Raw genomic sequence first — 13,303 nt, 5'->3', positions numbered from 1 at the left:
TTTCAATTTAAAAACCATAACTGATTCTGAAACCCTGAGATATTTTTTTAGCAGCATCGTAAGCGAAACCGTAACTCACCCTTAAAACAAGACGCTGTATACCAAAGTAAAATTCTTTATAGTTTCTTTTCTCAGGCGATGATAAATAACCGCCGCCTATAAACTCCTCAAGTTTTGCTTTTCTTAGTAAGGGAACTTTATTTAAAAAGAAACCCGCAAAATTATGCTCTAAATGTGCTTCGAAATATTGCTGGTTGGTACTGAACTCGTAAAACTCCAGATACTGAAATTTCCGCAAGTTTGGTGGAAATATGGTTGAAATGTTTCCGGCAAAATGTTTGTATTCGGGATAATACATTTTGCTGTTGTTCAGGAATTTACCCGCACCAACTAAAAACGATGTATATCCCCACAAACCTAATCCAATTCTATCCTGATAAACTTCGGCTTTTACAAAGTCGTAATCTACATCACTCCCCAATAAACCACTAAATCCTTTTTTGTATAAAGCTGTAATTCTCGGATATCTCGATTCTGTATAAAATTTACCATCGGGCCTTGTGATGTATTTTTGGCCAAAAGTATAAGTCAGGCTCGCTGTTGCGCTTGCAGAAGTATAAGTTGGAAACAATGGTGTTTCAACCGTTGGAGTGAAAGGATTGTTCGAGGTAAATTCACGGTCTTTGTTATCGAAGAATTTAAAATCAGTTGTATTCGTTAAGGTATGATTTCGTGTATAATCCAGACTTATCGAGGCCTGAAGCCCGCTGGCAAGTTCTCTTGTAGTGTTAATATTTACAAAAGTTTTCTCGTAGAACTTCGAAAAGTTTTTCTCGTATAATAAAGAGTTAATAGAGTTGCCGAGTAAAGTCATCGAGCCCAGGTTATTCAGATCGAAAATACCATTGCCAAAAGATGCACCAATGCTTGCTCTTTTTAATGGGTTATAATAGTAAACACCAGATAAGCTTCCGGTTAATTTTTGATTTGCAAATCCATACCTCAACTCCGGCCTTATGCTGTAATACCGCCTGTCGCCAAAAACTTTGCGGTAGGTTACACCGTATTTCATCGCAAAACCTTCAACCGTATTGTACATTAAAGAGCGTAATATCGGGTCGAATGCGATATAAACACTATCATACCGGTCGTTAATGCTGTAACCCCTAAGTAGTAATTTTCCTATTCCAAATTTATTATTCTCTTTTTCAAGTGAGTCGAGATAAGCCTTCGATTCCTTTCTTTTGGCAATACTGTCTTTTACAATGTAGTTGATTTTTTCATCAGGGGTAAGCGGAATCGGCCGGTTATTATTCCAATAAATCGAATCTTTTTTGTTAACCATCTGGGTAACTTTTAAGATTTCACCATTGAAAAAATTCTTCGGGAATGACGGCGAGACATCATAGTTGCTGTATATACCTACATAATAACCTGCAAACTTAAAACCTAATACATTGCCGTTAAACTGAAAATTTACTGCTGTTGGCATATACACGCCTTCAACTTTGGTAAATTGCTGGTTAATGTTTAAGGTATCGATAAAGTTAATGCCTGCACTTTTTGTTAAGAATAAATCGGTATTATAAATTCTCCAGCTATCTTCAAGAATGTAAATAATACCTCTAAAAACAGGGTCGTTGGCACGGCGAGGTATAACTTCAATTTTGTTCACCACTTCACCATTTTCCTTAGTTTCGCCCAGAAACTTGTAGTTATAATAGAATAATGCATTATCTGCAATAGGGGAGATAAAACCCCTTGAGCTTAATTTGTTTTCCAGCAGGTAATTATCGTAAAAATTAATAATTAAATCGGAGGCTTTGTTAAAGCTGAATGCATTATTTCTTCCGGCAACTTTCGAAGAAATCATTTCTTCATGGATATCATTTGGTCTCCTGAAGTTAAATTTACTTTGAGATTCAGATAGGTAAATAATACCTTGTCTGTTGGTGTCGAGTTCCATTACCTTTCGAATATCGCGACCCATGAATTTCTTGGGGGCACTTCTCAGCCTTTGAACCCCCTTTATGTAAACATCACAGGTAAATGAGTTTACCTCTTCAAGATGCGTTTTGCGTTGTTTTATCGCCCTGCGGATGATTGCATAAGCCGGGTCTTCGGCATTTGCCTTAATGGTTACGTTATTTAAAGTATAACTTTCAGAGGTTAAAGCGATGTTGAGATTTGAAGAGGCTAATACATTGACGATATGATCTTGCTGTTTATAACCCACAGCCCTGAAACTCAGTGTATGTTGTCCTTTGGGTAATTTAATCTCATATTTTCCATCAACATTTGCCGAAGTTCCTTTGGTAGTGTTTTTTAAATATACTGATGCAAATGGAACTGGTTGCCCGCTAATATCTTTTATGGTGCCCGAAACTGTGAATTCCTGTGAAAATGAAAAATTGGCTAAAGAGCAAAAGATTAAGAGTGCGCAGATTTTTATCATATGTGTTGACCAGTTAAGCTATAAATATCGAATAAGTTTTAACACTATACATATAGTTAGATGTTAAAGTTTGTTAATCGTGAAAAAAAATAACTAGGTGATAAGAAATAGTCATGCCGATGATTCGAAATACATCGGCCATTTTACATTTTCAACCAATTTCTTCCGGGCTTTTTTTATAACTTTGAGCGCAAATTCAACCGATAAAAAGCCATGTATAAAACATTACAGCCTGTTCTTCAGAAAGAATTAGAAGAAATTGAAAACGCAGGATTATTTAAACGCGAACGCATAATTATTACACCACAGGGTGCAGATATTAAGGTGAGCAGTGGTGCAGAGGTAATTAACTTTTGTGCAAATAATTATTTAGGTTTATCATCACATCCAAAAGTGATCGAGGCGGCTAAGAAAGCCATAGACGATCATGGTTATGGAATGTCTTCAGTTCGTTTTATTTGTGGAACACAAGATGTACATAAAGAACTTGAGGCTAAAATTTCAAAGTTTTTAGGCACAGAAGATACAATTTTATATGCGGCTGCTTTTGATGCCAATGGTGGTGTTTTCGAACCATTATTTAATGCTGAAGATGCAATTATTTCTGATGAACTAAATCATGCTTCGATTATTGATGGTGTTCGTTTATGTAAGGCTCAGCGTTTCCGTTATAAAAATGCGGATATGGAAGATCTGGAAAAACAACTTATTGCAGCTAAAGATTGCAGACACAGAATTATCGTAACAGATGGCGCTTTCTCGATGGATGGTTCTGTAGCGCCATTAGATCAAATTGCTGATTTGGCTGATAAATACGAGGCATTAATTATGATTGATGAGTCGCATTGTTCGGGTTTTATTGGTAAAACCGGTCGCGGTACACACGAGCATTTCAATGTAATGGATAGAATTGATATCATCACCGGAACATTGGGAAAAGCTTTAGGTGGCGCTTCAGGTGGTTTTACGTCGGGTAAGAAAGAAATTATAGATATGTTGCGTCAACGTTCTCGCCCTTATCTTTTCTCAAATACGCTGGCACCGGCCATTGCTGGCGCTTCTATCGCAGTTTTAGATATGTTGAGTGAAACAACATCGCTAAGAGATAAGCTGGAAAGTAATACGAAATATTTCAGGACAAAAATGACAGTGGCTGGTTTTGATATTAAACCTGGCTTCCATCCAATTGTGCCGGTTATGTTATACGATGCTAAAATTGCGCAAACCTTTGCAGCAAAAATGCTTGAAGAAGGTATTTATGTTATCGGATTTTTCTATCCGGTTGTTCCTCAGGGAAAAGCAAGAATTCGTGTGCAGCTATCTGCAGCTCACGAGCAGCATCATCTTGATAAAGCCATTGCAGCTTTTACCAAAGTCGGAAAAGAATTAGGTGTGATTTAATAGCTTTAAAATATTCCTGTTTTCAAAGCCGCATTTTAATGCGGCTTTTTTTGTTTCGGGTTCATTTTCTTTTATAATGCTAGTGTAAACAGATTTTCTGAACCGCTACGCATTTAAAAATTAAGATAATTTGCCGTATATTTGAAGCCATGTTACAAGATAAAATAACACAATATACTGAAAAAATCAATGCTTTTGTAACGGAGAAAGCAGATGAATTGGAGCAGTTTCGTATAAAATATTTAGGGAGCAAAGGTATCATTAAAGAGATTTTTGACGACTTTAAATCGGTTTCTGTCGAAGAAAAAAAGTCGCTTGGTAAAGTACTTAATGAATTTAAACAACTTGCAGAAGCTAAGTATTTAAGTTTAAAGGAAGCTACCGAAGCAAATCAGACTCAAGGAGGAGAAAATACTCAAGACTTGACTTTGCCAGGTGAAGGATTTGAGGTGGGTTCGCGTCATCCGCTTGCTTTAGTACGCCGGGAAATTGTTGAAATTTTTGCCAAATTAGGTTTTACTTTAGCCGAAGGCCCTGAAATTGAAGACGATTGGCATAATTTCTCTGCTTTGAATTTTCCTGAAGAACATCCTGCAAGAGATATGCAAGATACATTCTTCATTAAAAAAGGCGGTGAAAAAGGTGATATCGCTTTGCGTACACATACTTCATCCGTTCAGGTGCGTATGATGGAGCAGGGGCAGCCGCCTTTCAGGGCAATTATGCCCGGACGCGTTTACCGGAATGAAGCGATTTCGGCAAGGGCACATTGTTTCTTCCATCAGATTGAAGGTTTATATGTAGATGAAAATGTTTCGTTTGCCGATTTAAAACAAACACTTTTTTATTTTGTGCAGGAACTTTATGGCGAAGGAACAAAAGTTCGTTTCCGCCCATCGTATTTCCCTTTTACTGAACCATCTGCCGAAATGGATATTTCTTGCACCATCTGTAATGGTGCCGGTTGCCAGTTATGTAAATATAGCGGTTGGGTAGAGATTTTAGGTTGTGGAATGGTTGATCCGAATGTATTGGAAAACTGTGGTATCGATTCGAAAAAATACAGTGGTTTTGCTTTCGGAATGGGTATTGAACGTATTGCAAACCTTAAATATGTAATCAAAGATTTGCGTTTGTTTTCTGAAAATGATGTTCGTTTCTTAAAGCAATACAAGTCTGCTTTAATATAAAATGAAGCATATATACAGCATATTATTTATTCTGGTTCTGTTTACAGGCTGTGGAAAGGATACAGGTTACATCCCTGAAGTTGGTGTTAACCTGAGTTTACCACTTACCGACCCGCGTTTAAGCAGGTTAAGTAGCCCGGGAGGAGCTGTTCTAATCAGCGGTTACGGTGTTGCAGGTTTGGTGCTTTACCGTAGAACAGATAATGGTTATGTGGCTTTCGACCGCTGCAGTACCGTAAATCCGGAACAAAAATGTGCTGTAACTTTAGACGATCCCTCGTTAACGGTAACCGACCCATGTTCGGGTGCAAAATTTTTACTGGAGGATGGAAGCCCGGTAAAAGCGCCTGCAGTAAGAGGATTGAAACAATATACAGTGGCCATTTCCGGGGTCAATTTACATGTAACGAATTAAAATGGAAGCCGAAAAAATTAAGGAAACGGTAAAAAAAGCAGCCAAAGAACTTTTTAGAAAATACGGATACCACAAAACAAGTGTTAACGAAATTGCTAAAAAGGCTCGTATAGCAAAGGCAACTATATACAAATATTTCGAAAGTAAGGAACAGGTGCTTGATAGTATCCTGATGGATTACCTGGATCAGAATCTTCATGAAATCCTTCAGAATAAAGTAAGTTATACTTCAGAAGAGGAGCACCTGAAAGCCCTGGTTATGAAAACCAGTCGTTTATCTTTTACAGCTTGTAATGAATTTATAGGCTGGGATTTCGTTCGTGAAAATGCAAACTCTCAGGAATTTTTAAAACATCTTTCCGATCAGTTGGAGGCATTATTATTGGCAGCTTACTTACAGCTCGATAACTTTAAAAATAATCCGGCGAGAAGAGAGGGACTGGCTTTTTTACTTAAAGCAAGTAAAAGCATCGTTTTCTCCTTTGCCTTCACCTCTGTGAGCGACTCGGATGTGCGTAAGAACTTCGTAAGTTTTCAGAAAGAGATTTTGCCTTTTCTGGTTAAAGCTGCGCTTTAAGAAGATTTAGATACGAAAAAGGGGATGGTGTTTAATAACATCATCCCCTTTTTTATTTGTTGAATAATTTTACTCCCACTTAAATACCTTTACAGCAACAGCATAAATTCCTATTCCCCAGATTACCAAAATCATGATCTGGAATTTTACATCCCAAAGGCCTAAGCCTTCAAAGGCTACCTTACGCATGGCATCATTTAAATAGGTTAAAGGTAGCGCCCTGCTAATGGGTTGAAGCCAATTTGGAAAAGCTTCTATGGAAAAAAACGTTCCTGATAATAAAAACTGTGGTAGGGTTACAATATTCGATATTGGTGGTACCATGCTTTCGTTTTTCGCGATACCTGAAATGATAAACCCAAAACCCATAAATACAATTATACCTAAGGTTGCCAGGATGAGCATATTGATTACAGTTAAAGCCCCGTGAACCAGGGTGAAGCCGAAAAACAGATTCCCTAAAACGATGATGAACAATGCGCCTATTAAGGCAAAACCAATTCGTGCAATCCCTTCGCCAATAACAATGCTCGAACGTTTAACAGGGGTTGCAAAAAAGCGTTTAATTACCAAAGTTTGGCGCAGGCTTAAAAATACAAAAGCGGTTCCGAAAACACCTGTGCTGAGTAATGAGAAACCTAACTGCCCCGGTAAAATGAAATCGATTGTTTTATATTCCCTGCCATGAATAGTACTTTCTTTTATTTCTGCAACCGATGGTTTTAATGTTTTATCGTAGAAAAGATTATTTAAAACTGATTTTAAAATGTTGCCCTTATCCATTGATGCTGATGTGTATACCACATTTACTGAATAGGCAACCGAATTTACTTTCCGGTGTACATCAATCATTGCATCTACATTCCCCTTTTCTAAAAGCTTATCAAAATCGGCTTTTGATTTATCCTTTACCAGGCGAATCATTCCCGTTTTTTCGAGCATCCCGATAACGGGGTTGTTAACATCAGAGCCTGGCGTTATACCAACATCGATATGTGTACCGCCGCCACCCAAAAAGCCGAAAACCAAAATAAATATCAAAGGAAAAGCAAGTGTAAAAACTACTGCTGTAGGGCTTCGCATGATGGAACGGAAGCTTGCCTTAGCAAGTGCTAATGTTGCTTTTGTATTGCTGTATTGTTTCATATACTATTTAGTTAATAGTTGTAATGTTTTAGTTTTTTAAACCCGATTGAAGCGGCAGCTCCCGATTTTTTATCGGGACTATAGCGGAAAGCGGGAGTAACGATAATTGGAAGGCTGAAATTGCTTTTCAAAAAAAATAATTATTCTCTCCACTCTTTACCTGTCAGGTTGATGAAGACATCCTCCAGATTGGCCTTTTTAACTTCCTTTTTACGCTCAAACCCCGAATTTACCAGATTATCTATTAAATTATCGGGCGTATCTAACGCGATGATTTGGCCACGCTCAACAAAGGCTACGCGATCGCAGAGTTGCTCGGCTTCGTCCATGTAGTGCGTAGTAATTACAACTGTTGTTCCGTTATTTCTGATTTCGGTAATTAAATCCCATAAGTTTCTACGTGCCTGAGGATCGAGCCCGGTAGTTGGCTCGTCAAGGAAAATGATTTTTGGTTGATTGATTAGTGTTGTTGCAATGGAAAAACGTTGCTTTTGTCCGCCCGAAAGTGCTTTGTATTTCGCTTTAGCCTTATCCTGAAGGTTTACTTTTTCGAGCATTTCCATTGGTTTAATGTTAGCACCATAAAGCCCTGCAAAAAGTTCAATCAGCTCCACAAGATTAAGATTTGGGTAATATCCTGCTGCCTGTAATTGTACGCCTATAATTTGTTTGATTTCATGCGCCTGTTTATCTACAGAAAAACCATCAACGATAATTTCACCAGAAGTTTTGTCTCTTAAAGTTTCAATTATTTCGAGTGTGGTAGTTTTACCTGCTCCGTTAGGACCCAGTAATCCGAAGATTTCATTTTCATAAACATCGAAACTTAGGTTTTGCACGGCTACAAAATCATCGTAATTCTTTACCAGGTTTTTTACACTGATAATGGCTTTGTTGGTTTCCATGTTGCGAATGTAAGAAGCTTTAAATTAATAGAAAATGAATTTAATTACAAAGCGGTTAAAATGTCGGTAAAATGATGTTTTTTACAGGTGGAATTTGCTATAAAAGAAAAATCTGCGAATTCCGGGCTTGATTTTGCCGCAGATTCGCAGATTTAAAAGTATTTTGCTTTAGTCTTTAAGACTTTTATCTTTTTGCTTTTTCTACCAAACCAGTTCACCTTTCATTACCTCAACAAAGTCGTCGAACAGGTAACGGGAATCATGTGGGCCTGGTGATGATTCAGGGTGATATTGAACCGAGAATGCTTTTTTACCTTTAACACGAATGCCTTCGATAGATTTATCGTTTAGGTTTACGTGGGTAATCTCAACTTTATCAGAGTTCTTAACTTCATCAGGGATAACACCGAAGCCATGGTTTTGAGAAGTAACTTCGCAATGGTTTTTGATAACGTTTTTAACCGGGTGATTTAAACCACGATGGCCGTTAAACATTTTCATGGTGCCAATACCGTTTGCTTCTGCCAGTAGCTGGTGACCTAAACATATTCCGAACAAAGGCTTGTCTGCTGCCAGTATTTCTTTAATAGTTTCAACTGCGTAAGGCATTACCGATGGATCGCCAGGGCCATTTGAAATGAAATAACCATCAGGGCTAAATTTTTCCATTTCAGCAAACTTTGTTTTTGCAGGGAAAACTTTTACGTAAATGTCGCGATTTTCGAAACTGCGTAATATGTTTTTCTTGATACCTAAATCTAATGCAGCAACTTTTAAACTTGCTTCAGGATTACCATAAAAATAAGGCTCAGTAGTACTTACTTTCGATGAAAGTTCAAGGCCTTCCATTGATGGAACTTCAGCAAGCTTTTGCTTTAACTCTTCTAAGTCAGTAATTTCAGATGAAATAATGGCATTCATTGCGCCTTTATCTCTGATGTGACGAACTAAAGCACGCGTGTCGATATCTGAAATAGCCACTAAGTTATCATTCTGAAAATAATCCTGAATAGATTCGGTAGCTTGTTTACGACTGTAAACGATGTTGTAATTTTTACAAACCAAGCCGGCAATTTTGATTGAATCCGATTCGATTTCTTCTTTGTGGATACCATAATTACCAATATGCGAGTTGGTTGTAACCATAATCTGGCCAAAATAACTTGGATCGGTAAAAATTTCCTGATAACCAGTCATCCCGGTATTAAAACAAATTTCGCCAGTAGTAGTTCCAATTTTTCCGGCTGCTTTGCCGTAAAAAACTGTGCCATCGGCCAGTAATAAAATCGCAGGTAACTTGGTGTAGTTAGTCATGGTAATTACAATATGTATTTTGATTTAAAAAAGACTTGAAAAAAGGATGGCTTTCGGCACTGAAGCCGTTTTTGCAGGGTGCAAAAAAAGATGATTTAATCCCTTCCATTTCGGGGTACAAAGATAGAAATTTATGCCATAAAAGTTTAAAGTTTTCATCAGTTTTTTGTAACATCCCTAATAATTAAACATTATGACCAATGAAACTGCCTGTTTTAAAATATAACTTTATACTTTTGGCTCAACAAAACGAAAGCCATGTCGGTACATAAAGAAATCAAACGCGTAACCACACACATCTTACAAGAGATGAAACAGCGTGGTGAAAAAATATCAATGTTAACAGCTTACGATTATTCGATGGCAACTATTTTAGATGATGCCGGATTGGATGTTTTGCTTGTTGGCGATTCTGCCTCAAATGTAATGGCAGGCCATGAAACAACCTTGCCTATTACTTTAGACCAGATGATTTATCATGCTGCATCGGTAATCAGGGCCGTTAAACGTGCTTTTGTTGTAGTTGATTTACCTTTTGGTTCGTACCAGGGTAACTCGAAAGAAGCTTTGAATTCTGCTATTAGAATTATGAAGGAATCAGGAGCACATGGTGTTAAGTTGGAAGGCGGTGAAGAAATTATAGAATCTGTACAGCGTATTATTACAGCCGGAATCCCGGTTATGGGCCACTTAGGTTTAACACCACAATCTATTTATAAATTCGGAACTTATACGGTTAGAGCGAAAGAAGAAGAAGAAGCAAATAAATTAAAAAGCGATGTGCTTGCCTTACAGGCTGCAGGTTGTTTTTCTATTGTATTGGAAAAAATTCCGGCTGCTTTAGGAAAAGAAGTAACCGAAAGCCTGCAAATACCAACAATTGGCATTGGTGCCGGACAGCATTGCGATGGCCAGGTTTTGGTTGTAAACGATATGATTGGGCTTACCAAAGGATTTAAACCACGTTTTTTACGTCAGTATATTAATTTATATGACGAAATTTTAGGCGCAGCGCAATCTTATATACGTGATGTTAAATCGAATGATTTCCCTAGCGAAAAAGAACAATATTAATTACCTGATATCAGCTGAAAGCACCATTTAAAATTGGTGACTTGTGAGGCTAATTTACTTATGCCAATTACCGATAAGGACATACTTTTTGAAGATAATCATCTGATTGCGATTAACAAGCGGGCAGGTGATATTGTACAGGTTGATGAAACGGGTGACGAACCTTTGGATGAACAGGTAAAGAAATATATTGCCAAGAAGTATAATAAGCCGAATGGTGCTTTTTTAGGTGTTGTACACAGGCTTGACAGACCGGTAAGTGGTGTAATTCTGTTTGCAAAAACCAGCAAGGCATTGGAAAGGATGAATGCTGTTTTCAAAAATCGTGAGGTAAAGAAAACTTATTGGGCCGTGGTAAAAAATAAACCAGCCAAAGAATCGGGAACATTGATTCACTGGCTGGTTAAAAATCCACAAAAAAATGTGGTTACCTATTACAACACCGAAGTTCAGGGTTCGCAAAGAGCAGAGCTTTCATATCGTTTAGTGGCACAGCTTGGCGATTATTTTCTTATTGAGGTGGATCCACTTACTGGCCGGTCTCATCAAATCAGGGTTCAGCTTTCCTCAATGGGTTGCCCTATAGTAGGCGATAACAAGTATGGTTATCCCAGAGGAAGTAAAAAGGGCAGTATTTGTTTACATGCCCGCAGGTTACAATTTCTTCATCCCGTAAAAAAGGAACCAGTTAATATTTTTGCAAAACTGCCAGTTGATGGGTTTTGGGAAAGGTTTGAAAGTCTTTAAAATTTAAATCCAGTTGCAGTTTATTCTTTGCATTCAACCTTATCGAATATTATTGATTTTCCAAAAGTAAGTTTGCTTATATCTTTAAACTTAACGCTGTTATTAACTTCATAAATATCACCATAACCTTCCAGAAGCTGATCACCTTGTCGTAGCCAGGCAACTTGCCGGTTAGAATAAACACCTTCAGATTTAAATTTATAATTAACAATTATCGTATCTCCTTTAGTAATTCCAGTGAATTCGCCGTCGTTTTTATCTTTTCCAGATAGCGTGTATGTTATCTTACCTAGTACTTTATTATATCCGGTACCATATATCCGTAAAGAAGCACTTCCACCACCATTTTTATCATTATATGAAAAACACTCATCAGGCTCCTTGTAATCAGCTTGCTGATCACTCATTATGGTCGAGTCAACAGTTGTATACTTTTTACTATCACTTTGGCAGGAAGCCATAATTGATGTTGTAACGGCAATAGCGGCTATTAGTTTTTTCATTACGTTCAGAATTGATTGCTAAAAATGCAAAATGCTTAGCAAGATAAAAAAAATGATTCAATAAAAATTTAAACAGAACGTTGGCTACCATACAAAAGTGCCTACGGCACCTTTTTCCAAGGTTACACTTACAATTTTACCATTGTATTTTATATTGAAAACGCTGTCATTTGCATTTGTATTGCAAACAATAAGCACATTTTTTCCATCAGGCGTTTTAAAAGCAACATTTTGTAGGTTGGCAACAATGTTTGAAGCTATACGGACTGAACCGGTTTTAACAAATTTAGAAGCATGCGCAATCACATAATAAGCAACATTCCGGCTTATTGCAGGCGCAATGGTCAGTGCTCCTAAACAAGTTGTGCAACCCCCTTTATCGGTATGCGGATTATAAGACGGATCTGCCGCTAAATTCCATTCCAATACATTTCTGCTCCAGTTCCGGGTTGCACCCACAATTAAAGTTGAAACATGCCATTTTAAATCTTCACCAAAATTAGATGGGCCGCCTACCCATTGCTCTGTGAAATATATATTTTTATCTGGATGCGCATTGCGTACCTGCGTTAATGCCGAAATATCACCAGCGTACAAATGAAAGGCCGAACCATCAACAAATTTTTTGGCATCGGCATCATTTAAAATCGTTATCGGGTATTCAGGTTTATCGGCATTATGATCGTAAACAATTATTTTAGTGCTTATTCCTGCAGTTTTAAATGCAGGACCTAAAGCATTTTTTATGAATTTTGCCTGGTCTAAAGCTTCCATATACATGCTCGGATTGTTACCTGGATGCAATGGCTCATTTTGAGGGGTTATAGCGTCAATTGTAATTCCTTCAGCTTTCATAACCTGAATATACTTTACAAGGTAATTCGCATAGATTTGGTAATATTCTGGCTTTAAACTACCGCCAATAAAGCTTTTATTTGTTTTCATCCATGTAGGGGCAGTCCATGGTGAACCTAATATTTTAATTGACGGATTTATGGCTACTATTTTCTTTAAAACCGGTATTAAATCTGCTTGTTCCTTTGCAATAGAGAATTTTGCCAGCGCTTCATCTGTTTCTCCATCCGGAAGATCATTATAAGTAAATGCCATAGCACTTAAATCTGATGCACCAATACTAATTCTAAGATAATTAACGCCAATCGCATCATCCGTATTTCCAAATAATTCATTCAGAAGTTTATCTTTATCGGCTGCTGGAAGTGCATTTATTAAACTTGCACTTCCACCGGTTAAGGTGTAACCAAAGCCATCAATACTTTGAAAGGTTGTAGATGGGTCGACCTCAATTGTAGGGTTCGCGTTAGAAGTTGCAGTGAAGTTAAGGGCAATATTTTGCTTTTTAAGTAATGCCGTCTGGTCGCCTTTAGTTAGCCAGAAACTAACATCGGTTTTTACAGGTTCGGTATAAGTTGGTGGTGTTTCGGGCGTGCTTTTCGGACTTTTACTGCAGGCACAGGCAATAATTAATATACTCAGTGCTGCTGCACCCAGGCCATAAAAAGATTTCATAAAATATTTTGGTTAGAAATGATGCTGTAAGGTAGTAATTTTTTTA

The 13,303-nt window shown here is 37.6% G+C and carries 12 protein-coding genes; 6 read left to right on the top strand and 6 right to left on the bottom strand.

What is annotated here, in order from left to right; all coding sequences use genetic code 11:
- Positions 1-7: 7 nt before the first annotated feature.
- Positions 8-2,455, bottom strand: coding sequence for a DUF5686 and carboxypeptidase regulatory-like domain-containing protein (locus R2R71_RS09780; RefSeq protein ID WP_316831094.1), 2,448 nt, complete (start codon positions 2,453-2,455; stop codon positions 8-10).
- A 213-nt stretch (positions 2,456-2,668) separates the two neighbouring features.
- On the opposite strand from R2R71_RS09780, the gene kbl reads away from it, so the two are divergent.
- The 4 genes from kbl (at position 2,669) to R2R71_RS09760 (ending at position 6,038) form a co-directional block, all read left to right on the top strand.
- Positions 2,669-3,856: a glycine C-acetyltransferase gene (gene kbl, locus R2R71_RS09775; protein WP_316831093.1), complete on the top strand. Its 1,188-nt coding sequence runs from the start codon at positions 2,669-2,671 to the stop codon at positions 3,854-3,856.
- A gap of 149 nt (positions 3,857-4,005) precedes the next feature.
- Positions 4,006-5,046, top strand: coding sequence for a phenylalanine--tRNA ligase subunit alpha (pheS, locus tag R2R71_RS09770; RefSeq protein WP_316831092.1), 1,041 nt, complete (start codon positions 4,006-4,008; stop codon positions 5,044-5,046).
- 1 nt (position 5,047) lies between these two features.
- A complete protein-coding gene (locus tag R2R71_RS09765) occupies positions 5,048-5,461 on the top strand; it encodes a hypothetical protein (protein WP_316831091.1) in 414 nt (137 codons plus the stop codon).
- 1 nt (position 5,462) lies between these two features.
- Positions 5,463-6,038, top strand: coding sequence for a TetR/AcrR family transcriptional regulator (locus R2R71_RS09760; RefSeq protein ID WP_316831090.1), 576 nt, complete (start codon positions 5,463-5,465; stop codon positions 6,036-6,038).
- A gap of 69 nt (positions 6,039-6,107) precedes the next feature.
- Here R2R71_RS09760 and R2R71_RS09755 read toward each other — a convergent pair whose 3' ends face one another.
- The 3 genes from R2R71_RS09755 to carA all read right to left on the bottom strand — a co-directional run bounded on the left by R2R71_RS09755 (position 6,108) and on the right by carA (position 9,403).
- The gene (locus R2R71_RS09755; protein WP_316831089.1) at positions 6,108-7,184 is read right to left on the bottom strand and encodes an ABC transporter permease; all 1,077 of its coding nucleotides are present in this window, start codon (positions 7,182-7,184) and stop codon (positions 6,108-6,110) included.
- Between the two features lie 140 nt (positions 7,185-7,324).
- Entirely contained in the window at positions 7,325-8,089 is a 765-nt protein-coding gene (locus tag R2R71_RS09750; RefSeq protein ID WP_316831088.1) for an ABC transporter ATP-binding protein, read from the bottom strand.
- A 201-nt stretch (positions 8,090-8,290) separates the two neighbouring features.
- Positions 8,291-9,403: a glutamine-hydrolyzing carbamoyl-phosphate synthase small subunit gene (gene carA, locus R2R71_RS09745; RefSeq protein WP_316831087.1), complete on the bottom strand. Its 1,113-nt coding sequence runs from the start codon at positions 9,401-9,403 to the stop codon at positions 8,291-8,293.
- Between the two features lie 258 nt (positions 9,404-9,661).
- On the opposite strand from carA, the gene panB reads away from it, so the two are divergent.
- Together panB and R2R71_RS09735 are read left to right on the top strand one after the other, a co-directional pair.
- A complete protein-coding gene (panB, locus tag R2R71_RS09740) occupies positions 9,662-10,477 on the top strand; it encodes a 3-methyl-2-oxobutanoate hydroxymethyltransferase (protein ID WP_316831086.1) in 816 nt (271 codons plus the stop codon).
- Positions 10,478-10,537: 60 nt separating this feature from the next.
- Positions 10,538-11,224: an RluA family pseudouridine synthase gene (locus tag R2R71_RS09735; protein ID WP_316831085.1), complete on the top strand. Its 687-nt coding sequence runs from the start codon at positions 10,538-10,540 to the stop codon at positions 11,222-11,224.
- Positions 11,225-11,244: 20 nt separating this feature from the next.
- Here the strand turns inward: R2R71_RS09735 and R2R71_RS09730 are convergent, their stop codons facing one another.
- Together R2R71_RS09730 and R2R71_RS09725 are read right to left on the bottom strand one after the other, a co-directional pair.
- Positions 11,245-11,727 carry a hypothetical protein gene (locus R2R71_RS09730; protein WP_316831084.1) on the bottom strand — a complete coding sequence of 161 codons (483 nt, stop codon included), beginning with the start codon at positions 11,725-11,727 and terminating at the stop codon, positions 11,245-11,247.
- A gap of 84 nt (positions 11,728-11,811) precedes the next feature.
- Positions 11,812-13,257 carry a glycoside hydrolase family 30 protein gene (locus R2R71_RS09725; protein ID WP_316831083.1) on the bottom strand — a complete coding sequence of 482 codons (1,446 nt, stop codon included), beginning with the start codon at positions 13,255-13,257 and terminating at the stop codon, positions 11,812-11,814.
- Positions 13,258-13,303: the final 46 nt, after the last annotated feature.

The sequence above is a fragment of the Pedobacter aquatilis genome (assembly GCF_032678405.1).
In the GTDB taxonomy this organism is placed as follows: Bacteria; Bacteroidota; Bacteroidia; order Sphingobacteriales; family Sphingobacteriaceae; genus Pedobacter; species Pedobacter aquatilis_A.
This window is presented reverse-complemented; position numbering and strand designations above follow the sequence as displayed.